At 67.7% G+C, this 20,433-nt stretch carries 22 protein-coding genes; 10 read left to right on the top strand and 12 right to left on the bottom strand.

Going from position 1 to position 20,433, the window contains the following annotated elements; translation table 11 throughout:
• Positions 1-93 precede the first annotated feature (93 nt).
• The 6 genes from LGN19_RS19500 to LGN19_RS19475 all read left to right on the top strand — a co-directional run bounded on the left by LGN19_RS19500 (position 94) and on the right by LGN19_RS19475 (position 4,662).
• Positions 94-1,017 (top strand): branched-chain amino acid transaminase, encoded by a 924-nt coding sequence (locus tag LGN19_RS19500; protein ID WP_089451211.1) that lies wholly within the window; start codon positions 94-96, stop codon positions 1,015-1,017.
• 50 nt (positions 1,018-1,067) lie between these two features.
• Complete coding sequence (locus LGN19_RS19495; protein ID WP_006749970.1) at positions 1,068-1,262, top strand: zinc-finger domain-containing protein; 195 nt, start codon at positions 1,068-1,070, stop codon at positions 1,260-1,262.
• A 148-nt stretch (positions 1,263-1,410) separates the two neighbouring features.
• Positions 1,411-2,448 carry a lipopolysaccharide heptosyltransferase II gene (waaF, locus tag LGN19_RS19490; RefSeq protein ID WP_122946178.1) on the top strand — a complete coding sequence of 346 codons (1,038 nt, stop codon included), beginning with the start codon at positions 1,411-1,413 and terminating at the stop codon, positions 2,446-2,448.
• 115 nt (positions 2,449-2,563) lie between these two features.
• On the top strand, positions 2,564-3,010 hold the full coding sequence (locus LGN19_RS19485; protein WP_006749968.1) for a nuclear transport factor 2 family protein: 447 nt from the start codon (positions 2,564-2,566) through the stop codon (positions 3,008-3,010).
• Between the two features lie 34 nt (positions 3,011-3,044).
• Positions 3,045-4,082 (top strand): hydrolase, encoded by a 1,038-nt coding sequence (locus LGN19_RS19480; protein ID WP_226216659.1) that lies wholly within the window; start codon positions 3,045-3,047, stop codon positions 4,080-4,082.
• The gene (locus tag LGN19_RS19475; RefSeq protein ID WP_226216657.1) at positions 4,075-4,662 is read left to right on the top strand and encodes a DUF2946 family protein; all 588 of its coding nucleotides are present in this window, start codon (positions 4,075-4,077) and stop codon (positions 4,660-4,662) included. The genes LGN19_RS19480 and LGN19_RS19475 overlap by 8 nt, the downstream gene beginning before the upstream one ends.
• 39 nt (positions 4,663-4,701) lie before the next feature.
• Here LGN19_RS19475 and LGN19_RS19470 read toward each other — a convergent pair whose 3' ends face one another.
• Positions 4,702-6,396 carry a M48 family metalloprotease gene (locus LGN19_RS19470; protein WP_226216655.1) on the bottom strand — a complete coding sequence of 565 codons (1,695 nt, stop codon included), beginning with the start codon at positions 6,394-6,396 and terminating at the stop codon, positions 4,702-4,704.
• 270 nt (positions 6,397-6,666) lie between these two features.
• Between LGN19_RS19470 and moaC the strand changes: the two genes are divergently transcribed.
• Both moaC and LGN19_RS19460 read left to right on the top strand, forming a co-directional pair.
• Positions 6,667-7,155 (top strand): cyclic pyranopterin monophosphate synthase MoaC, encoded by a 489-nt coding sequence (moaC, locus tag LGN19_RS19465; RefSeq protein ID WP_226216653.1) that lies wholly within the window; start codon positions 6,667-6,669, stop codon positions 7,153-7,155.
• 91 nt (positions 7,156-7,246) lie between these two features.
• Entirely contained in the window at positions 7,247-8,455 is a 1,209-nt protein-coding gene (locus tag LGN19_RS19460; protein WP_226216652.1) for a hypothetical protein, read from the top strand.
• Between the two features lie 121 nt (positions 8,456-8,576).
• Here the strand turns inward: LGN19_RS19460 and LGN19_RS19455 are convergent, their stop codons facing one another.
• The 11 genes from LGN19_RS19455 to LGN19_RS19405 form a co-directional block, all read right to left on the bottom strand.
• Positions 8,577-8,927, bottom strand: coding sequence for a TonB family protein (locus LGN19_RS19455; protein WP_089451216.1), 351 nt, complete (start codon positions 8,925-8,927; stop codon positions 8,577-8,579).
• A gap of 341 nt (positions 8,928-9,268) precedes the next feature.
• Positions 9,269-9,451 carry a hypothetical protein gene (locus LGN19_RS19450; RefSeq protein ID WP_226216650.1) on the bottom strand — a complete coding sequence of 61 codons (183 nt, stop codon included), beginning with the start codon at positions 9,449-9,451 and terminating at the stop codon, positions 9,269-9,271.
• A gap of 1 nt (position 9,452) precedes the next feature.
• Positions 9,453-11,231, bottom strand: a complete 1,779-nt coding sequence (locus tag LGN19_RS19445; protein ID WP_226216648.1) for a PglL family O-oligosaccharyltransferase — start codon at positions 11,229-11,231, stop codon at positions 9,453-9,455.
• A gap of 153 nt (positions 11,232-11,384) precedes the next feature.
• Complete coding sequence (locus tag LGN19_RS19440; RefSeq protein ID WP_226216646.1) at positions 11,385-11,981, bottom strand: pilin; 597 nt, start codon at positions 11,979-11,981, stop codon at positions 11,385-11,387.
• Between the two features lie 97 nt (positions 11,982-12,078).
• Positions 12,079-12,783 (bottom strand): TerC family protein, encoded by a 705-nt coding sequence (locus tag LGN19_RS19435; RefSeq protein WP_226216644.1) that lies wholly within the window; start codon positions 12,781-12,783, stop codon positions 12,079-12,081.
• A gap of 156 nt (positions 12,784-12,939) precedes the next feature.
• Positions 12,940-13,821: a succinate--CoA ligase subunit alpha gene (sucD, locus tag LGN19_RS19430; RefSeq protein ID WP_006477916.1), complete on the bottom strand. Its 882-nt coding sequence runs from the start codon at positions 13,819-13,821 to the stop codon at positions 12,940-12,942.
• 69 nt (positions 13,822-13,890) lie between these two features.
• On the bottom strand, positions 13,891-15,057 hold the full coding sequence (gene sucC / locus LGN19_RS19425) for an ADP-forming succinate--CoA ligase subunit beta (protein WP_014896152.1): 1,167 nt from the start codon (positions 15,055-15,057) through the stop codon (positions 13,891-13,893).
• A 68-nt stretch (positions 15,058-15,125) separates the two neighbouring features.
• Positions 15,126-15,734: a DUF2889 domain-containing protein gene (locus LGN19_RS19420; protein WP_089456859.1), complete on the bottom strand. Its 609-nt coding sequence runs from the start codon at positions 15,732-15,734 to the stop codon at positions 15,126-15,128.
• Positions 15,735-15,880: 146 nt separating this feature from the next.
• Complete coding sequence (gene recX / locus LGN19_RS19415; RefSeq protein WP_226216642.1) at positions 15,881-16,750, bottom strand: recombination regulator RecX; 870 nt, start codon at positions 16,748-16,750, stop codon at positions 15,881-15,883.
• The gene (gene recA, locus LGN19_RS19410; RefSeq protein WP_041492942.1) at positions 16,750-17,823 is read right to left on the bottom strand and encodes a recombinase RecA; all 1,074 of its coding nucleotides are present in this window, start codon (positions 17,821-17,823) and stop codon (positions 16,750-16,752) included. Before recA ends, recX begins: the two co-directional genes overlap by 1 nt.
• Positions 17,824-17,873: 50 nt before the next feature.
• A complete protein-coding gene (locus LGN19_RS19405; RefSeq protein WP_153488778.1) occupies positions 17,874-18,014 on the bottom strand; it encodes a hypothetical protein in 141 nt (46 codons plus the stop codon).
• On the opposite strand from LGN19_RS19405, the gene LGN19_RS19400 reads away from it, so the two are divergent.
• Positions 18,013-18,741 carry a response regulator transcription factor gene (locus LGN19_RS19400; RefSeq protein WP_226216640.1) on the top strand — a complete coding sequence of 243 codons (729 nt, stop codon included), beginning with the start codon at positions 18,013-18,015 and terminating at the stop codon, positions 18,739-18,741. The two genes, LGN19_RS19405 and LGN19_RS19400, sit on opposite strands and share 2 nt — an antisense overlap.
• Positions 18,742-18,758: 17 nt before the next feature.
• Positions 18,759-20,315, top strand: coding sequence for a sensor histidine kinase (locus tag LGN19_RS19395; RefSeq protein WP_226216639.1), 1,557 nt, complete (start codon positions 18,759-18,761; stop codon positions 20,313-20,315).
• Positions 20,316-20,433: the final 118 nt, after the last annotated feature.

Raw genomic sequence — 20,433 nt, 5'->3', positions numbered from 1 at the left:
ACCGGGTTGACGCCAAATGACGCTAAAATAAGCGTCTTTCCGGCTCAACGCTGCACATAACCCGCTGCACCTCACTGCTTCCAGGAGAATCCTATGTCAATGGCCGACCGCGACGGCAAGATCTGGAAGGACGGCAAGCTGATCGACTGGCGCGATGCCACGATCCACGTCCTGACCCACACGCTGCACTACGGCATGGGCGTCTTCGAAGGCGTGCGCGCGTACAAGACGGCCGACGGCAGCACCGCGATCTTCCGCCTGCGCGAGCACACGAAACGTCTGCTGAATTCGGCGAAGATCTTCCAGATGGACGTGCCGTTCGACCAGGAAACGCTCGAAGCCGCACAACTCGAAGTCGTGCGCGAGAACAAGCTCGAGTCGTGCTACCTGCGCCCGATCATCTGGGTCGGGTCGGAAAAGCTCGGCGTGTCGGCCAAGGGCAACACGATCCACGTCGCGATCGCCGCGTGGCCGTGGGGCGCGTACCTCGGCGAGGACGGCCTCGCGAAGGGCATCCGCGTGAAGACGTCGTCGTTCACGCGTCACCACGTGAACGTGTCGATGGTGCGCGCGAAGGCGTCGGGCTGGTACGTGAACTCGATCCTCGCGAACCAGGAAGCGACCGCCGACGGCTACGACGAGGCACTGCTGCTCGACGTCGACGGCTATGTGTCGGAAGGCTCCGGCGAGAACTTCTTCCTCGTGAACAACGGCAAGCTGTACACGCCCGATCTCGCGTCGTGCCTGGACGGCATCACCCGCGACACGATCATCACGCTCGCGCGCGACGCCGGCATCGAGGTGATCGAGAAGCGCATCACGCGCGACGAGGTCTACACGGCCGACGAAGCGTTCTTCACCGGCACGGCCGCCGAAGTCACGCCGATCCGCGAGCTCGACAACCGCACGATCGGCAGCGGCGCGCGCGGCCCGATCACCGAAAAGCTCCAGTCGGCGTTTTTCGATATCGTGTCGGGCAAGAACGCGAAGTACGCGCACTGGCTGACGAAGGTCTGAGCGCGCCGCGCCACCGACCGCCCCACAAAAGAGTGATAAGAGAAAGTCTCATGAGTGAAATCAAGGAAATGCCGCTGGTCGAGCTGACGGCCAAGGATCTTCCCGCGTACTGCCCGAACCCGGCCATGGCACGCTGGAGCGCGCACCCGCGCGTCTTCATCGACGTCTCGCACGGCGAGGCGCGCTGCCCGTACTGCGGCACGCGCTACAAGCTGCGCGACGGCGAGGTCGTAAAGGGCCACTGAGCCCCGGCGGCCGGGCCTGCAGGCTTGCAGGCCCGCCGACCCGCAAGGCGGCGCAGCCGGATCCCCGGCGCGCCGCCCTTCTCCATTCTGGCAACCCGAACGCGGCGCCTGAGCGCCGTGCTTCATTACGACATCGGAAGTCGACCTGATGCGTCGAGCGCTGGTTATCGCACCGAACTGGATCGGTGACGCATTGATGGCGCAGCCGCTTTTTGCGCTGCTGAAGAAGAACCATCCCCGCATCGCGATCGATGCCGTCGCGCCCTCGTGGGTCGCGCCCGTGCTCGAGCGGATGCCCGAGATCCACGATGTCTACGCGACCGATCTCGCGCACGGCAAGCTGCAGTTGCTGCGCCGCTGGCAGCTCGCGAGCGACCTGCGCGACGTCGGCTACGACGCGGCGTACGTGCTGCCGAATTCGCTGAAGTCCGCGGTGATCCCGTGGCTCGCGAACATCCCGCTGCGGGTCGGCTACACGGGCGAGCACCGCTACGGGCTGCTGAACGTGCGGCACGCGAACCCCGACAAGTCGGGCGAGCGGCCGCCGATGACGGCCCACTACGCGGCGCTCGCGTACGCGCCGGGCGCGAAGCTGCCCGAGTCGATGAAGACGCTGCCGCCGCCGCGCCTCGACGCCGACCTGAACGAGACGGCGCGCGTGTCCGCGCGCTTCAATCTCGACACGCGCAAGCCGCTCGTCGTGTTCTGCCCCGGCGCGGAATACGGCCCGGCCAAGCGCTGGCCGCCCGAGCATTTCGCGTCGCTCGCCAACATCGTCCACCAGTCGTTCCCGTACACGCAGATCGTCGCGCTCGGCTCGCAGAAGGATGCGGCGGCCGCGCAGGCCATCGCCGACCACGCGCCGAACGTACGCAACCTGTGCGGGCAGACGTCGCTGTCGGAAGCGTGTGCGCTGATCGCGCGCGCGAACGCGGTCGTCACCAACGATTCGGGGCTGATGCACGTTGCCGCCGCGCTACGCCGGCCGCTCGTCGCGCTGTACGGATCGACCGATCCGCGCCACACCCCTCCGCTGTCGGATCTGGCGAAGGTACAATGGCTTCATCTCGAATGCAGTCCCTGCTTCGAACGCGAGTGCCCGCTCGGCCACCTGAAGTGCCTGCGCGAACTCGGTCCCGAGCAGGTATTCGGCGATTTGCGCGGCATGCTCGTCGGGCAACGCTGACCTTGGCCGGCAGCGTCGCACGGCGCGCCGGGCAATCCGATTCACCGGTGTACGGCGGCTCCATCCGGGCCGCCGTGCTGAATACGGCGCGCGACGCGCGCGAGAGATAACCCCGATGCCACGTTTTGCCCGCCTTTTCGAAGCCGCCGCCGATACGCTGAACGCCTACTACCAGGCCGTCGCCGATGCCAATCTCGACGCGCTGCTGGGATTGTGGATCGACGAGGATTTCGCCAGCTGCGTATGGGCGGACGGCGAGCATCTGCACGGCCTCGACCAGATCCGCAGCGGGCTCGCCAACCGGCTCGCCACGCGCCCCGTGACGATCGAGCCGCTCGACATCCGCGTGTACGACAGCCTCGGCACGGTCGTCTATACGATCGCCGAAGCGCATCAGCAGGCCGATCTGACGGCCGAACCCGACATGGTTTTCGCCACGTACGTGATGATTCACGAACGCGGCGAGTGGCGCATCGCGCATATTCACGCGAGCCCGATTCCTGAACAAGCGGCCGGACAATTCGCCGCGAAGATCCGTCACGGGCAGGGTCCGCTGCACTGACGAAAAGACGAAGCAACGCATACGCGGGGCGATCATGAGTACGGCTTCTCCGCCCACCTCGCCGCTGACCGGGGCTCCGGCCCCCGACGACGACATTCTGCGCTATCGCGCACCACGCTGGCTGCCCAACAGCCATGCGCAAACCATCGTGCCCGCGCTGTTCGCGCGACGCCCCGTCGTCGCTTACCGACGAGAGCGATGGGAAACCCCCGACCACGACTTCATCGATCTCGACTGGGTCGCGCATCTCGACAGCGCGGCGCCGGCGCCGGATGCCCCGCTGTTCGTGCTGTTCCACGGCCTCGAAGGCAGCTCCGGATCGCACTACGCGCTCGCGATGATGGCCGCCGCGCGCGCGAAGGGCTGGCACGCCGTCGTGCCGCACTTCCGCAGTTGCAGCGGCGAGATCAACCGCCAGCCGCGCTTCTACCATCTCGCCGACAGCGCCGAAGTCGACTGGATCCTGCGCCGGCTCGCCGCGCAGCATCGCGGGCCGCTCGTCGCGGCCGGCGTGTCGCTCGGCGGCAACGTGCTGCTGCGCTGGCTCGGCGAGCATCGCAGCGACACGTCGATCCTGCGGGCGGCCGCCGCGATCTCGACGCCGATCGACGTGCACGCCGGCGGGCGCGCGCTGTCGCAAGGCTTTGCGATGATCTACACGCGCAGCTTCCTGAAGACGCTCAAGCGCAAGGCGCTCGCGAAGCTCGACCAGTATCCGGGGCTGTTCGACCGCGAAGCGATGCTGCAGGCCGTGACGATGCGCGACTTCGACGAGATCGTGACCGCGCCGCTGCACGGTTTCGCGGATGCGGACGACTACTGGACCAAGGCGACGACACGGCCGCTGCTGCCCGCGATCGACGTCCCGACGCTGATCCTCAACGCCCGCAACGACCCGTTCCTGCCTGAATCGGCGCTGCCGGGCCCGGCCGACGTATCGCCGGCCGTCGAGCTCGACCAGCCCGCAGCCGGCGGGCACGCGGGATTCATGACCGGGCCGTTCCCCGGCCGCCTCGACTGGCTGTCGGCGCGGGTGTTCGGCTATTGCTCCAAATTCGTCGAACATGGATGACATCGTCAGGCAGGCCCTCGCCAAATGGCCGAACGTGCCGCACTGTACCGGCTGGCTGCTGCTCGATCGGCGCGGCGAATGGCGGCTGCGCGACGACGCGGCGCAGGCGGCCGGCGAGCTCGGCTCGCCGATCCGGCATGCGGCGCTGAACGCGTTCATCGGCCGCAACTACGAATGCGACGCGCAGGGCCAGTGGTTCTTCCAGAACGGGCCGCAGCGCGTGTATGTCGAGCTGGCCTATACGCCGTGGGTCGTCCGGCTCGCCGAATGCGACGGCCAACTCACGCTCGCCGACCAGACCGGCACACCATTCGAACCGGACGAAGCCTGGCTCGACGATGCGGGCGGCGTGCTGTTTCGCGCGGCCGGCACGCCGCCGCGCATCGCGGCGCTGCACGATCATGATCTCGGGCTGTTCGCCGATCACGCGGATTTCGATGCCACGCCGCCCGTGCTGCGCTGGCGCGACGGCCGCACGCTGCCGCTCGGCAGCATCGTCTGCGCGGACGTCCCCGCTCGGTTCGGCTACGTCGCAAGCCCGGCGCAACAGGCTCGCGGGACGGCCGGCGGCAGTACCTGACCTGCGGCGGCTTCGCCCGCGTTTGCCGCGTAGCGGCCGCTACCCGCGGCCGTTCTTCTCGTCCTCGCGCTCTTCCTTGTAGCGCGCCTCGAATTCCAGCAGCCGCGCGCCGATCATCGACTGCTCGTAGAACGACACGTCCTTCGCGTCGCGCGCGTCTTTCAGCTGGCGAATCGCCGACGGCCATGCGCCGTCGAGCGCGAGCTTCTCCGCGAGCGCGCGGCGCCGCGCCAGCACGTCGCCCTTGCCGTCGCTCGCCTTCGCGAGATAGTCCCACCAGTCCGGCTGCTCGGGGTCGGCCTTCGCCTGCGCGCGTGCCTGCGCCTGCGCTTCGGCGAACCGGCGCGCGGCGATCAGTGCCTGAAGATGCACGACGATCGCGGCGTGCGACGCCGGCCAGCGCCGCTGTGCGAGCGCCGCCAGCCGCACCGCGTCGTCGGCCCGCCCCGCGCGGCGCGCGAGGTCGGCGGCCAGCACGTCGAGGCTTGGCGAACTCGTCGCCGGATCGCCCTCGCGCCGCTCGCGCGCGTCGAACGCGGTGCGTGCCGACGCGAGCGCCTTGCCGGCCGCGTCGTACTCGCCGAGCTGCGCGTTCGCGAGCGCGATGCCGTACCAGTTCGCTGCGACGTTCGGCGCCGTGCGATCGTCGATCTCGAGCTGCATCCGGCGCGCCTCGGCCGCGATGTCGGTCGGCGCGCGGTTCTGCAGGACCCGCAGCCGCGCGCGCACGAACCCGTATTCGGGCGACTGGCGCGGCTGCCGGTACGGCGCGCGGCGCGCGCGATCCTCCATGTCGGCGATCCGCTCGCCGGTCAGCGGGTGCGTGCGCGCATACGCCGGCACGCCCGCATCGCCCATCGACGCGCGGTCGAGCCGCTCGAAGAAGCCCGGCATCCCGTACGGGTCATAGCCCGCGCCCGCGAGCAACTGGAAGCCGACGCGATCGGCCTCGCGCTCGGCCGAACGCGAGAAGCGCAGCTGGTTGTCCACCGCGTACGCCTGCCCGCCCACCGCGATCGCGCTGCCGAGGTCACCGCTTCTCGCGAGCACGCCGGCCAGCACGCCGAGCAGCATCGTCGCGAGCGCCGTATAGCCGGTCTTCTCGTTCGCACCGATCATCCGCGCGATGTGCCGCTGCAGCACGTGCCCCATCTCGTGGCCGACCACCGACGCGAGTTCCGACTCCGTCTGCGTCGTGACGACGAGCCCGCTGTTGATCCCGATGAAGCCGCCCGGCATCGAGAACGCGTTGATCTGCGGATCGCGCACCGGGAACAGGTCGAAGTCCGGCGTGTAGCCGCCGATGAAGCGCGCGGCCGCCGCGGCCGCGAGCCGCGCCGCCATCGCGTTCAGATAGTCGCGCACGAGCCAGTCGTCGAGATAGTCGGGATCGCGCCGCACTTCGCGCATCACGCGCTCGCCGAGCCGGCGCTCGGCCTGCGGTGTCAGCGAACCGCCGGAGCCGTCGCCGAGATCGGGCAGTTCGAGCGCGCGAAGCGGCGCGCGCAGGCTCGCGGCCGGTGCCGATGCGCCGCCCGCGTCCGAAAACCGGCTCTCTGCGCCGCCGTACGTGCCGAACACGCCGGGCGCGATGCCGGACGGCACGGTGGAAATCGACCGGGCGCCGCCGGCCGCCGGTTCGAGCGGCGGCGCGGACGCACTCTGCGCACGGCCGCTCGGCGGCAATGCGAGCGCCAGCGACAGCGACACGGCAAGCAACTGTTTGACACGCATGGCAGGATGAAAACGACGCCGTCCCGCGCGCCGGGCGCGCATCGCGGCGTTTGGTCTGAATATTCGGGTCATTGTACCGGCGGCAGCGTGACTGTCCTCTGCGGCATGGGCACGCTCTGCGTACCCGGCGCCGAGAATGCCACTGCTATGATAGGCGCCCGTTGAAACGTTGGATCGAATCGCGGCGCAGGGACGAAATTCAATGCCCCGGCTGATCGCGACGCAGGATCGCGGGACGTGCTCGCGCACTCCGTTCCACTAGAGGAAGACATGTCAGGACTCACCCATTTCGACGCCGCCGGCCACGCGCACATGGTCGACGTCGGCGGCAAGCAGGAAACGCAACGCATCGCGATCGCGCGCGGCACGATCCGGATGCTGCCGGCCACCTTGGCGCTGATTCGCGACGGCAAGGCGAAGAAAGGCGACGTGCTCGGTGTCGCGCGCATCGCAGCCATCCAGGGCGCCAAACGCACGGCCGACCTGATTCCGCTGTGCCACCCGCTCGCGCTGACGCGCGTAGCCGTCGACTTCGAACTCGACGACGCGCTGCCGGGCGTCCACTGCGTCGCGCAGGTCGAAACGTTCGGCCGCACCGGCGTCGAGATGGAAGCGCTGACCGCCGTGCAGGTCGGGCTGCTGACCGTCTACGACATGTGCAAGGCCGTCGATCGCGGGATGGTGATCACCGACGTGAGCGTGCGCGAGAAGCGCGGCGGGAAGTCGGGGGACTGGAAGGCGGAAGACACGGCAGGTTAAACGCCAACGGCAACAGCAGCCATTCACGGGACATCGTCGGCCGTAACGATTTCCCGTTCGAACGATAAAAAACCAGAAAAACACGTCACAAATGAAGACCCACACGCTGAAATACGGCGCGCCGCTGCTGTGCGCGCTCGCGCTGCTACCGGCCGTCGCATCGGCCGCCGGCGCCTGCCCCGCCGCCGACACCGCCGCGCGCGCGGCCATCGACGCACAGCACCGCGTCCAGCAGATCCGTATTCCGCCGAGCGACGGCGGCGGCGTCGACATTGCGCCGCCGCTGCGCGACGCGCTGCGTGCGTACAAGCAGGCGCTCGTCGGGACGATCGATGCGCGGCTCGCGTGCAGCGACGAACAGGTCGACCCGGCCGCGCTGAAACGCACGCTCGCGACCGCGCTCGGCGTGCCCGCCCAACCCACGACCCAGTTGAAAGACGGCGAATCGGCGTTCGGCCGCAATCCGGACGTCGACGTCGAACGCGGCGGCACGTCCCGCCCGTTGCTCTTCGTGCGCGCCGGCTTCGACATCGCATGCGGCGACGACAACCTGCTCACCGCGTACGCATGGGAAAACGGCGGCTGGCGGCGCGTGATGCGCTGGCAGGCCGGCGACTACAAGGACATCGGCGGCGCGTACGGCGGCGGTTTCTGGTTCTCGGCGCTGCCGGGCGGACAGGTCGCGGTCGTCCACGGCACGCCGTGGTGCGCGTCGCGCTGGAGCCGGTTCGCCGTGGACGTGGTCGCGCCGGCCAACGGCTCGGCCGCTCAGCGCACGCTATTCCATACGGAGCACGGCTACGTACTCGACGACAACGCGATCCGGTTCAAAGTGCGCCCCGACGGCTTCGAGGTGCGCGCGACGGTCGGCTCGAAGGACAGCGAAGTGATGACGCGGCCGGGCGTCTTCCGCTATCGCGTCGACGGGGGCACCGTGCAGCGCGTGCAGCCCGTCGCACTCAATGGCCGCGATTTCGTCGACGAATGGCTGAAGGCGGACGATGCGCTGGCGCGCGAATGGAGCGAGCCCGCCGCCGCAGCGGCCGCGCTGAAAGGCCGACAGGCGTTCGAAAAGGCCAGCAAGGCGCCCGATACCGGGTTCGCGTACGGCCCGGTGCGCGGCTGTTCGGACAGCAAGGACCGGTTTCAGGTCGAACTGGATCTGACCGGCAATACCGGCGAAACGGTTGCGCGGCACTATGCGCTGATTCGCCAGGCGCGCAACGGGTTCACGCTGCTCGGGCTGAGCACGGCGGCCGAGCCGGCTTGCCGCGGCGCGAACCTGATGCCGCAGCACTGAACGTTGGGCCCGCGCGCCGCAACGGCCGCACGCATCGACTGTCGGCGGCCATGCACAACGAAGCAGCTGGCAGGAAACGAAACCGGACGGCAACCCGCACGCAGGCCGCACCGCCCGCCCATCACTGGCCGCGCTGCGGCTCGAATACGAACGGTTGGGTCAGCATGAACGGGTTCGCGGTCGCGCCCGTCTGCACGCAGGTCGCGTGCGTCATCGCGTCGATGGCCGCGCGATCGGCCGCCGCATTGCGGCTGCTCGTCGTCACCGTGACGTTCTGCGCCTCGCCCGACGTCGTCATCAGCGCGCGCACGAGCACGGTCGCCGGGCGCGTGAGCGGCTTCGCGGTATCCGGATAGACGGCGCGCGGAATATGGCAGGTCAGCTTGCTTTCCTGCGACGACGACAGCATCGCGCAGCCGGAAAACAGCATCGCGACGGCGGGCAGGATCAGGTAGGTCGAGCGAATAGCCATGGTCGAATATCGTTCTTAAGCACTGTTCCGGACGCACGCGCCGCGCACCGGGAACCATCGCCGGGCCGCATCGCATGCGTCACACTGCGCCGCGGCCATCGGACCGGCGCCCCGTTACGGCCGCACGGCCGATCGATGCCCGGCCGCGATCCTGCGTGGTGAACTTCCCGGATGGCCGGGGTACTGCCTGTGCCGGTGCCGGCCCAGGGCCTATGCGAGCCGGTATGCGCGCGCTTTCGCGCATTGTGCATGCGCCAGCCGGCGAGCGGCGGCGATTTGACAATGGTTGACGCGAATCGCCGCGCGTTCAGCCGGAATCCGAGCAATCCGCGAGGTAATCGCTACGCGGCCGGGTTCACCGGGTTCACCGGGTTCACCGGGTTCACCGGGTTCACCGGGTTCACCGGGTTCGCCGGGTTCGCCGGGTTCACCGGATTCGCGCCGGGCAGTACCGCCCGACGCGCCACTACTTCCTCACTGCGCGGCACCTGCCGGAATTCCCCGTTCCGGCAGGTGCTGCCCACGTCAATCCGAATCGTCGTCGTCCTCGTCGTCGGCCGCATCGGCCGGCACTTCGCCGTATTTCGCGACGACCGCCGCCCTGAACGGCTTCAGCGCCGGCTGCTGGTCGCACAGCTTGTACAGCGCCGCCAGTTGCTGCGGCCAGTCCTTCAACTCCTTCGCAAACACGTGCAGGCGCGCGACGGTGTCGAGCGCATCGGCGTCGCGGCCAGCCAGCGCCTGCAGCGCCGCATAGCGGCGCAGCACCGTCTCTCCGGGCAGCAGCGCGATCGCGCGCTCATGCGCGGCGAGCTTGGCAGGCAGGTCGTCCGTCGAAATCGGCAGCAGCGTGGCCGCACCGTATTCGCCCCAGGCGCCGAACAGCAGCGACGGCGCATCGCGGTACTGCGCGGCCGGATCGCTGCCGTAGTACAGCACTTCCGCACGCTGGTAGTCGCGCAACACGGGCACCGCCGCCAGCACGCCGCCGACCGACAGCACCGCGAACAGCCCGAACGCCGCGCGCCCCGGCAAGATGCGCAGCGGCTTCACGTCGAGCAGCCCGATCACGAACATCGCAGGCAACAGGAAGAACATGTACTGCTGCGGATACTCGACCAGCGCGTGCATCAGCAGGATACCGATCAGCGCGAAGCCGAACACGCGCATGCTCGACTGCGGCGCGCGCACCGCACGCACGAACCACGTCACGAGCGTGACGACGAGCACGCCCAGGCCGACGAGGCCGGACTTCGCGAGCAGGTCGATGAAGATGTCGTGCGAATTGTTCGCGATCTCGACGCCGCCGAGCGAACGCACGAGCGCGAACTGGTGCGACGGGAACTCGCCCCAGCCGACGCCGAGCAGCGGGTGTTCGCGGAACATCGCGAGCCCGTACTTCCACAGCGCGAGACGCGGCGCGATCTGCCCTGCGTCGCGCATCCGGTCGGCCGCGGATTCCGCGAGATTCAGGTGATAGTGCACGTTGGCCCAGCGCACCGCGACGTTCACCGCGACGAACGCCCCCGCAAGCACGACCGGGATCAGCCACGCGCGCGCATTGCCCGGCGCACGACGCGATTCGAGCCACGCCATCCAGAAGCCCGCGACGACCATCACCCCGACCTGCAGCCACGGCCCGCGCGACACCGTCAGCGCGAGACCGACCGACAGCACGATCGACAGTGCGAACCACGCCCATACCGCGAGCCGGCGCGTCTGCACGAGATACAGCGCGCCTGCGAGCGCGAACGCGATGTAGCTGGCCAGATGGTTCGCCTGCGCCATGTTGCCGTACGGACGGCGCTCGACCGCGACGTTGTACATCACGACGAACGGCGACAGCGCCGACTCGAGGTGGAACAACTGCGCGATCTGGGTACCGACCGCGAACACGCCGCCGATGAGTAGCGCACCGGCCATCATCCGCGACACGGCCTCGGCCAGCCCGTCGCGCGCGAGCGCATAGCCGGCCTGCATCGCGACCAGCGCGGCGGCGAGATAGCCGACCGCCAGCCAGTTCATCGACGGTACCTTGAGCGGAATCAGCGCGACCTGCGCGATGAGCACCACGGCGAACCCGAGCGGCGCGACGAACGCGGCCGGCGCCGCAAACGGCTCGGCCGGGCGACCCGTGCGCGCGAGCAGCACGACGGACACCCCCACCAGCAGATACAGCACCAGCGCGGAAAACTCGGAATAGAAGGTCGGGATCGGATACGTGTGATTCGTGATTGCGTACGGCACGATCAGGGCGACAGCCAGTGCAACGAGCGGCAACGAACGGGAAAAAGTGGAAGGCATGAGCGAACCGGATGTCAGCAACCGGCGCACTATACAAAACTTTCCCTCCTCTGTGCGGGGCCTTCGCGCCGCGACCCGACGCAGGGCGGCCGCCCGGGCCGGCTGAAGCGGCGGCCGGCATGCTGCCCGCGCCGCCCTGCCCCGCCGCCAGCACTACGCGCGGCACTCCGCCGGCGCATATTTCGCAGGCAGCGTCGCGGCGTCGCCCGGCAACGGCCCCGCCCCCGGCGCCGGCAGCGACGACGCATCCTTGCCCGCGGCGAAGCACTCCCACGCGATCGCACCGGCCTGCATCGCGCCCTTTTTGAGCGGCACGCGCGCGGTGGGCGCATCGGCCTTGTCGGGCGCGGACGGCACGAGCACCAGCGTATTGGTGCCGGCCGCGGCGACGCGCGTGGTGAATGCGACCGTGATCTGGCCGGTCTCGCCGTTGATCGCGACGGATTCGACGTTGCGGGTCGCGGCCGGCGGGCTGTAGCCGCCATCGAGGCTCGTGCCGCTTGCGGCATTGTCGGCAACGGCAAGCCGCGCGGACGACGCGAGCGCGAGCCCCTCGCCGACGCGCGAGCGCGCCAGGTAATCCTGGTACGCGGGAATCGCATAGGCTGCGATCACGCCGACGATCGCCAGCACGATCATCAGTTCGATCAGCGTGAAGCCGGCCAGCCGCCAGCGCGGCGACGGCCGGTTCGCGCGCCGCAGATCGGCGGCAACGCGGCGGAACAGGGAAATGGAAAAGGCTTCGAACATGGCAGGCTCCGGAAACGAAAAACGCCTGCCGATAAAGGCAGGCGTCTCGATCGTAGCCAGCGGGCCGTGAATCCGGCAGTCGGCCGGACGGCCAATGTCAGTGCGCGTGCGGTACGTCGCGGCGCTTCCTGAGCGTGTAACCGATCGCCACGACGAACAGCGCGCCCGTGATGCTCGCGCCGTAGAGGGCCTCCGGCGTATCGAGCACCGGCCAGCGATCACCGACCGGGTCGTTCACGATCAGCCCGCCCGCGATCCAGCCGAGCAGCCCGGCGCCGAACGCGACGACTACGGGGAAGCGGTCGAGCAGTTTCAGCACCAGCGTGCTGCCCCACACGATGATCGGCACGCTGACGACGAGCCCGAAGATCACGAGCGCGATCCGGTGCGACGGGTCGGCCTGCTCGGCCGCGCCGGCGATCGCGATCACGTTGTCGAGGCTCATCACGGCATCGGCGATCACGATCGTCTTCACCGCGTCCCACAGCCGGCTGGCCGGCTTGATGTCGTCGTGCGCGTCGGCGGCCGGCGCCATCAGCTTGATGCCGATCCACAGCAGCAGCAGCCCGCCACCGAGCTTCAGGAACGGCACGTCGAGCAGCGCGACTGCGAACGTGATCAGCGCGATGCGCAGCACGATCGCTCCCGCGGTGCCCCAGATGACACCGCGCAGCCGCTGGTTCGCGGGCAGGTTGCGGCAGGCGAGCGCGATCACGACCGCGTTGTCACCGCCGAGCAGGATATCGATGATGATGATCTGGAATACGGCGCCCCAGTGGAGCGACGTCAGGAATTCGAGCATGGCGTGACGGGCAGGACGGCGGCCGCCTCGCAGGCGGCCCGGTTCATCGCCGGCACATGCGCGATGCATGCCCGGTGCTTACGAATTCATTGCGCGAGCATAACAAAAAACGCCGGCAAAGCCGGCGTTTTCTGCAGGACGAACCCAGGGGAAATATTACAGCGCCTTCTTCAGCAGACGGCCCATTTCCGACGGGTTGCGCGTGACGGTGATGCCGCACGCTTCCATGATTTCCAGCTTCGCTTCGGCCGTATCCGCACCGCCCGAGATCAGCGCGCCGGCGTGGCCCATGCGCTTGCCCGGAGGCGCCGTGACGCCAGCGATGAAGCCGACGACCGGCTTCTTCATGTTGTCCTTGATCCACTCTGCCGCATTGGCTTCGTCCGGACCACCGATTTCGCCGATCATCACGACCGCATCCGTATCCGGATCGTCGTTGAACATCTTCATCACGTCGATGTGCTTCAGACCGTTGATCGGGTCGCCGCCGATACCGACTGCCGACGACTGGCCGAGGCCGAGTGCCGTCAGCTGAGCAACCGCTTCATACGTCAGCGTGCCCGAACGCGACACGACGCCGATGCGGCCCTTGCGGTGGATGTGACCCGGCATGATGCCGATCTTCAGCTCGTCCGGCGTGATCGTGCCCGGGCAGTTCGGCCCGAGCAGCAGCGTCTTGCGGCCTTCGCGACGCATGCGGTCCTTCACTTCGATCATGTCGCGGACGGGAATGCCTTCCGTGATACAGATCGCGAGATCCAGATCGGCTTCGACCGCTTCCCAGATCGCAGCCGCTGCGCCTGCCGGCGGAACGTAGATGACCGACACGGTCGCGCCGGTTTCTGCCTTCGCTTCCTTGACGCTTGCGTAGATCGGAATGCCTTCGAAATCTTCGCCGGCCTTCTTCGGGTTCACGCCCGCGACGAATGCTTCGCGGCCGTTTGCGTATTCACGGCAGGCGCGCGTATGGAACTGACCGGTTTTGCCGGTAATGCCCTGCGTGATGACCTTCGTGTCCTTGTTGATCAGAATCGACATGTATTTTGACCTCTGTTCGATTGGCGTCGCGAGCGAACCGCGCCGCCATGCGTGTTCATTAGCGCGCGCTTACTTGCCTGCGGCAGCCGCGACAACCTTCTGCGCAGCTTCTTCCATGCTGTCCGCCGAGATGATCGGCAGGCCCGAATCGGCCAGCATCTTCTTGCCGAGGTCCTCGTTCGTGCCCTTCATGCGCACGACGAGCGGCACGTTCAGGTTCACGGCCTTCGAACCGGCGATCACGCCTTCCGCGATCACGTCGCAGCGCATGATGCCGCCGAAGATGTTCACGAGGATCGCCTTCAGATCCGGGTTCTTCAGCATCAGCTTGAACGCTTCCGTGACCTTCTCGGTCGTCGCGCCACCGCCGACGTCCAGGAAGTTCGCCGGCTCGCCGCCGAACAGCTTGATGGTGTCCATCGTCGCCATTGCCAGGCCTGCGCCGTTCACGAGACAGCCGATGTTGCCGTCGAGCGAGATGTACGCGAGGTCGAACTTCGACGCTTCGATTTCAGCCGGATCTTCTTCGTCCAGATCGCGGTACGCGACGATTTCCGGGTGGCGGAACAGCGCGTTCGAGTCGAAGTTGAACTTCGCGTCGAGTGCGATGACCTTGCCGTCGCCGGCGACGTTCAGCGGGTTGATTTCAGCCAGCGATGCGTCGGTTTCCCAGAATGCCTTGTACAGGCCTTGCAGGATCGCGCGTGCTTGCGGAATCGAAGCAGCCGGCACGCCGATCTTCGCGGCGAGGTCGTCGGCCTGAGCGTCGAGCAGGCCCGTCGACGGCTCGACGATGACCTTGTGGATCAGTTCCGGGTGCTTTTCGGCAACTTCTTCGATGTCCATGCCGCCTTCGCTCGAACCCATCAGAACGATCTTTTGCGTCACGCGATCGACGACGAGGCTGACATACAGTTCCTGCTTGATGTCGGCGCCTTCTTCGACCATCAGACGGTTGACCTTCTGGCCTTCCGGACCGGTCTGGTGCGTGACGAGCTGCATGCCGAGGATCTGGTTCGCGTATTCGCGAACCTGCTCGATCGACTTCGCCACCTTCACGCCGCCGCCCTTGCCACGGCCACCCGCGTGAATCTGAGCCTTCACGACCCACACCGGGCCGCCGAGCTCTTCTGCCACCTTGACGGCCTCGTCAACCGAGAACGCCGGCTTGCCGCGCGGTACCGCGACTCCGAATTTCCGCAGGATTTCCTTACCCTGGTACTCGTGAATCTTCATGCGTGATTCCCTTCAGTCTGAGAGTTGGATGAAAAGTCGCTTTAGACGCTTCTTCGAATGATTTCCGTTCATTCCTTCGTGCTGCCTTCACCGGGCACGTCCGGCCGGCTCGCGCCATACCAGCGCGGGTAGTACTGCCGCACGACCTCGCCGTCGAAGCGCAACGCCCGGCAGCGGCCGAGCTGGAAAGGCGCTTCGTCGTGCACGCCGTCGTGATCCGGCCCTTCGCCACCCTCCTCGCGCACGTTCCACACATCACCGGCGAACGCCTGGATCGCTGCCGTCGGCAGCACGGCGCACAGTTCGGTGAGATGGGAGCAGCCTGCGACGCCGGCGAGCAGCCGGTTCGCGTTGCGGCGGAAATTGCGGAAGAGATTGAGCCCGATGAGGGCCCGATAGGCGGGAGGGGCGGATTGACAGTGACCGGGATAGGGAACCCATTCCGAAGACGCTTCGGCGTCGACGACATTGAGGTCACGATCGATAGTCACGCGCAGCCAGAGTTCGTGGATCGGCAGGCCCTGGGGCCGGATGCCCGACGCAAGCGCGACATCGCGCGGCTTGTGGTCGGTCAGGCAGGCTTCGATGTCCCACAAGCCGTCGCCGCGCTCGTAAGCTTCCGCTCGGATTGCGCGTTGATGTCGCAACTGACGGGGCACGGGCTCGGATAGCGGCATGCTGGAAGTTGAGGCCGAAGAGGAAAACCCGTGGATTTTAGCATATTGGGTATTTGAGACAGTTTGACGCGACGGCGGGTATTCCCGCCTGTCCGGAAGTGGTTGCGTTGCAGCAAAATCGCGCGCCACGCGCGCGATCGGCGCGGTCAGTCGTCGATCGGGAAATCGTCGCCGACCTTCAGCAACTTCACGATGGTCGCGCTCGAGAAGCCGCGCGCAGCGAGAAAGCGCGCCTGCTTCGCACGCTCGGCCGGCGTTTGCGGCAGTGCACCGAATTTCTTGCGCCAGACCGCCTGCGCACGCGCCCATTCGGTCTCGCGGAGCTGTGCGTTCACTTCCTCGACGAGCGTGTCGCCCACCGCATGACGCTTCAGCTCGCTGACGATGCGTGCGACACCGACACGCGACGCGCGGCGATGCACGAGGCTCTCGGCAAAGCGCGCATCGGACAGCCAGCCTTCCTGTTCCAGCGCATCGAGCACCGGCTCGACGGATTCGTCTTCGCCGACGTAGGGCGTGAGCTTGCGCGCGAGTTCCGCGCGGCTGTATTCGCGCCTCGACAGATAACCGAGCGCGCGGCCCTTCAATGATCGCTGAGGCTTCGACGACTTGCGCTCGGTAGCGCCCGGTGCGTCACCTGACGAAGCACTGGAGGAAGCGCCCGACGCGCGACGCGTGCGACGCGGATGCTGGCTGCTGCGCGTATAGACATCTTCCCTGGCCGGCGCCGATGCGTCGGCTGCGCGATCGCCCGGGAAGCTGACGCCGGACACGCGACGACGGGAGCGGTCGTGCGCGTCGAACGATTCATCGTCGTCGAACGGATCGTCCGGTGCGGCAATCTCAAACGAAACGAGGGCATCGTCGGATGCCCTCGTCGCGATACGGTTCGCGGCATCGCTGCCCGCGCCCCGCCGATCGGCGCCCGAGGATCCGGCTCGCCGGCCGGAGCGACCTGCCGTTTCGGGCACGTCGCTCTCCTCCGGCTCGCCAGCCTGACCTCGGCGCCCGACCATCACTCTTCTTCGTCCATCGCCTCGGCTTCGTCCTGGCCTGCACCATCGGGCATGGCGACCACGCCGAGCGATTCGCGAATGCGGTTCTCGATCTCGCGTGCGATTTCCGGATTCTCGCGCAGGAATTCACGCGCGTTGTCCTTGCCCTGGCCAATCTTCTCGCCGTTGTAGCTGTACCAGGCACCCGCCTTGTCGACGATCTTCGCCTGCACGCCGAGATCGATGATCTCGCCCTGACGCGAAATGCCTTCGCCATACAGGATGTCGAAGATCGCTTCGCGGAACGGCGGCGACACCTTGTTCTTGACGACCTTCACGCGGGTTTCGTTGCCGATCACCTCGTCGTTCTTCTTGATCGAGCCGATCCGGCGGATGTCGAGACGCACCGACGAGTAGAACTTCAGCGCGTTACCGCCCGTCGTGGTTTCCGGGTTGCCGAACATCACGCCGATCTTCATCCGGATCTGGTTGATGAAGATCACGAGGCAGTTCGTGCGCTTGATCGTGCCGGTCAGCTTGCGCAGCGCCTGCGACATCAGGCGGGCCTGCAGACCCGGCAGCGAATCGCCCATCTCGCCTTCGATTTCGGCCTTCGGCACGAGCGCCGCGACCGAGTCGATGACGATCATGTCGATCGAGCCCGAGCGCACCAGCGCGTCGGTGATTTCAAGCGCCTGCTCGCCGGTGTCCGGCTGCGAGATCAGCAGCTCCGGCACGTTCACGCCGAGCTTCGCAGCATATTGAACATCGAGCGCGTGCTCGGCGTCGATGAACGCTGCCGTGCCGCCGATCTTCTGCAGTTCGGCGATGACCTGCAGCGTGAGCGTGGTTTTACCGGACGATTCCGGACCGTAGATCTCGACCACCCGGCCGCGCGGCAGGCCGCCGACGCCGAGCGCGATATCGAGACCGAGCGAGCCCGTGGACACGACCTGGATGTTCTCCGTCGCCTCGCCGTCGCCCATACGCATGATCGAGCCCTTGCCGAACTGCTTCTCGATCTGGGCAAGCGCGGCGGCCAGCGCCTTGCTCTTCTCGGCGGTCATCCCGGAGCCCTTCTTGCTATCTTCCATGAATCGTCCTTTGCTATGATGAGCAGCGTCTGTTAGAGGCGCGCCCGCTTTCAAGCGCCGCCCACGAATGCAGACACTGTATAAAAAAACAGTGTTTTGTGCAAGCCCGCAATGCAGGCTGCGTTGTACACGAATAACTTCGGAGACAGCCGGCCGGCGCGAACGCCCTGCCGGCCATCGGTCAGCACCATGCGAATTCTCATCGCGGAAGACGACAGCATACTCGCGGACGGCCTCACCCGGTCACTCCGCCAATCGGGCTATGCGGTCGACCACGTGAAGACCGGCGTCGACGCCGATACGGCGCTGTCGATGCAGACATTCGACCTGCTGATCCTTGATCTCGGGCTCCCGAAAATGCCCGGGCTCGACGTGCTCAGGCGCCTGCGCGCCCGCAATTCCAACCTCCCCGTACTGATCCTGACGGCCGCCGACAGCGTCGACGAGCGCGTGAAGGGGCTCGACCTCGGCGCCGACGACTACATGGCCAAGCCGTTCGCGCTCAACGAGCTCGAGGCGCGCGTGCGCGCGCTGACCCGGCGCGGCGCGGGCGGCGGCCCGACCGTCGTGCGCCACGGCTCGCTCGCGTTCGACCAGGTCGGCCGCATCGCCTATGCGAACGATCACGTGCTCGACCTCTCCGCGCGCGAGCTCGGCCTGCTCGAGGTGCTGCTGCAGCGGATCGGCCGGCTCGTGTCGAAGGAGCAGCTCGTCGACCATCTCTGTGAATGGGGCGAGGAAGTCAGCAACAACGCGATCGAAGTCTACGTACACCGGCTGCGCAAGAAGATCGAACCCAGCGGCGTGCGGATCTCGACCGTGCGCGGTCTCGGCTATTGCCTCGAGAAGGTCGCGCCCGCCGCGCCGGCCGACACGGCAGCGCCCCAGCCCGCGGTGGCCGGCACGCCGCTGCGCTGAACCCGGGCGTCGCCGCGATGGCCACGCCGGCCCATTCCCGCCACCCGACCGGCGCGCCGTCGTCGGCCGCCGACGAGGCGCGCGACGCGCGCTACGAGAACCCGTTCGCGCCGCCCGACGAAACCGATGCGCCCGAAGCACCGCGCCCGCGCTCGCTGTTCGGCGAGATCCTCGACTGGATGCTCGCGCCGCTGCTGCTGCTGTGGCCGATGAGCATCGCCGTCACCTATCTGGTCGCGAAGACGATCGCGAACGGCCCGTTCGACCGCGCGCTCGAGACCAACGCGTACGTGCTCGCACGGCAGATCCACCCGGTGAACGGCGTCGCCGAGCTGACGCTGCCGGAGCAGACGCGCGACTTCCTGCGCGCGGACAACGTCGACAGCGTTTACTTCCAGGTGCTCGGCACGCGCGGCGAGCTGGTCGCGGGCGAAGCCGACATGCCGCTGCCGCGCGACGAGGATCGCCCGCCGCCAGGCGTCGTCATGTTTCGCGACGACCTGCTGCGCGGCAACGACGTGCGTGTCGCCTATACGACGGTCGCGCTGCCGCAACCGGGCAGCACGCAGCCCGTGCTCGTGCAGGTCGGCGAAACGCTGGACAAGCGCAACGCGCTCGCGAACGACATCATCAAGGGCGTGATCCTGCCGCAGTTCGTGATCCTGCCGCTCGCGATCCTGCTGGTCTGGTTCGGGCTGTCGCGCGGGCTCGCGCCGCTCAACGCGCTGCAAGCGCACATCCGCGCGCGGCGGCCCGACGACCTGTCGCCCGTCGAGGCGCAGCGCGCGCCGCCCGAGATCGAGCCGCTCGTCACGTCGTTCAACGACCTGCTCGCGCGTCTCGAACAGAACATGGCGCTGCAAAAGCGCTTCATCGCTGACGCCGCGCACCAGATGAAGACGCCGCTCGCGGGCCTGCGCACGCAGGCCGAGTTCGCGCTGCGCCACCCCGTCCCGCCCGACGTGCAGCGCTCGCTCGAGCAGATCGCGACGAGCTCCGAGCAGGCCGCACGGCTCGTCACGCAGTTGCTTGCGCTTGCGCGCGCCGAGAACCGCGCGAGCGGGCTGACGTTCGAGCCGGTCGAGATCGCCACGCTCGCGCGGCGCGCGGTGCGCGACTGGGTGCAGGCCGCGCTCGCGAAACGGATGGATCTCGGCTACGAAGGCCCGCCGGACCCGCCGGACGACAGGCCGCTCGACGTCGACGGCAATCCGGTGATGCTGCGCGAGATGCTCGGCAACCTGATCGACAACGCGATCCGCTACACGCCGGAAGGCGGCCGCATCACGGTGCGCGTGTCCGCCGAGCCCGCGGCGCGGCTCGTGCATCTTGAAGTCGAGGACACCGGGCCGGGCATCCCGGCCGCCGAACGCGAGCGCGTCGTCGAGCGCTTCTACCGGATCCTCGGCCGCGAAGGCGATGGCAGCGGCCTCGGGCTCGCAATCGTGCGCGAGATCGCCACGCAGCACGGCGGCACGCTGACGCTCGATGATCACGTGTACCAGCACGCACCGCGCCTCGCCGGCACGCTCGTGCGCATCAGCCTGCCGCTGACCGACACCGCCCCGGATTAACCCTGACGCGCGCCGCAGCAGCACGCCGCAATTGCAACGAAACCGGCGATTTGCCGGACGTTCGAAGCACGATAAACACACAAAGCGACCGATTCGACGCGGGTTAACGCGCAGTCGT

The organism is Burkholderia sp. AU30198 (assembly GCF_020419825.1).
Classification (GTDB): Bacteria; Pseudomonadota; Gammaproteobacteria; order Burkholderiales; family Burkholderiaceae; genus Burkholderia.
The sequence above is the reverse complement of the archived record's forward strand: the minus strand, read 5'-3'. Positions and strand labels throughout refer to the sequence as shown.

Bases quoted from the DNA above. Each gene is read 5' to 3' on its own strand.
- recX (WP_226216642.1), bottom strand. From the start codon at position 16,750: ATGGTCGGGCGCCGAGGTCAGGCTGGCGAGCCGGAGGAGAGCGACGTG.
- LGN19_RS19500 (WP_089451211.1), top strand. From the start codon at position 94: ATGTCAATGGCCGACCGCGACGGCAAGATCTGGAAGGACGGCAAGCTG.
- LGN19_RS19455 (WP_089451216.1), bottom strand. From the start codon at position 8,927: ATGGCTATTCGCTCGACCTACCTGATCCTGCCCGCCGTCGCGATGCTG.
- LGN19_RS19495 (WP_006749970.1), top strand. From the start codon at position 1,068: ATGAGTGAAATCAAGGAAATGCCGCTGGTCGAGCTGACGGCCAAGGAT.
- LGN19_RS19440 (WP_226216646.1), bottom strand. From the start codon at position 11,981: ATGTTCGAAGCCTTTTCCATTTCCCTGTTCCGCCGCGTTGCCGCCGAT.
- LGN19_RS19460 (WP_226216652.1), top strand. From the start codon at position 7,247: ATGAAGACCCACACGCTGAAATACGGCGCGCCGCTGCTGTGCGCGCTC.
- LGN19_RS19475 (WP_226216657.1), top strand. From the start codon at position 4,075: ATGGATGACATCGTCAGGCAGGCCCTCGCCAAATGGCCGAACGTGCCG.
- LGN19_RS19400 (WP_226216640.1), top strand. From the start codon at position 18,013: ATGCGAATTCTCATCGCGGAAGACGACAGCATACTCGCGGACGGCCTC.
- sucC (WP_014896152.1), bottom strand. From the start codon at position 15,057: ATGAAGATTCACGAGTACCAGGGTAAGGAAATCCTGCGGAAATTCGGA.
- LGN19_RS19420 (WP_089456859.1), bottom strand. From the start codon at position 15,734: ATGCCGCTATCCGAGCCCGTGCCCCGTCAGTTGCGACATCAACGCGCA.
- recA (WP_041492942.1), bottom strand. From the start codon at position 17,823: ATGGAAGATAGCAAGAAGGGCTCCGGGATGACCGCCGAGAAGAGCAAG.
- LGN19_RS19395 (WP_226216639.1), top strand. From the start codon at position 18,759: ATGGCCACGCCGGCCCATTCCCGCCACCCGACCGGCGCGCCGTCGTCG.
- LGN19_RS19445 (WP_226216648.1), bottom strand. From the start codon at position 11,231: ATGCCTTCCACTTTTTCCCGTTCGTTGCCGCTCGTTGCACTGGCTGTC.
- LGN19_RS19405 (WP_153488778.1), bottom strand. From the start codon at position 18,014: ATGGTGCTGACCGATGGCCGGCAGGGCGTTCGCGCCGGCCGGCTGTCT.
- LGN19_RS19485 (WP_006749968.1), top strand. From the start codon at position 2,564: ATGCCACGTTTTGCCCGCCTTTTCGAAGCCGCCGCCGATACGCTGAAC.
- LGN19_RS19435 (WP_226216644.1), bottom strand. From the start codon at position 12,783: ATGCTCGAATTCCTGACGTCGCTCCACTGGGGCGCCGTATTCCAGATC.
- LGN19_RS19470 (WP_226216655.1), bottom strand. From the start codon at position 6,396: ATGCGTGTCAAACAGTTGCTTGCCGTGTCGCTGTCGCTGGCGCTCGCA.
- sucD (WP_006477916.1), bottom strand. From the start codon at position 13,821: ATGTCGATTCTGATCAACAAGGACACGAAGGTCATCACGCAGGGCATT.
- moaC (WP_226216653.1), top strand. From the start codon at position 6,667: ATGTCAGGACTCACCCATTTCGACGCCGCCGGCCACGCGCACATGGTC.
- LGN19_RS19480 (WP_226216659.1), top strand. From the start codon at position 3,045: ATGAGTACGGCTTCTCCGCCCACCTCGCCGCTGACCGGGGCTCCGGCC.
- waaF (WP_122946178.1), top strand. From the start codon at position 1,411: ATGCGTCGAGCGCTGGTTATCGCACCGAACTGGATCGGTGACGCATTG.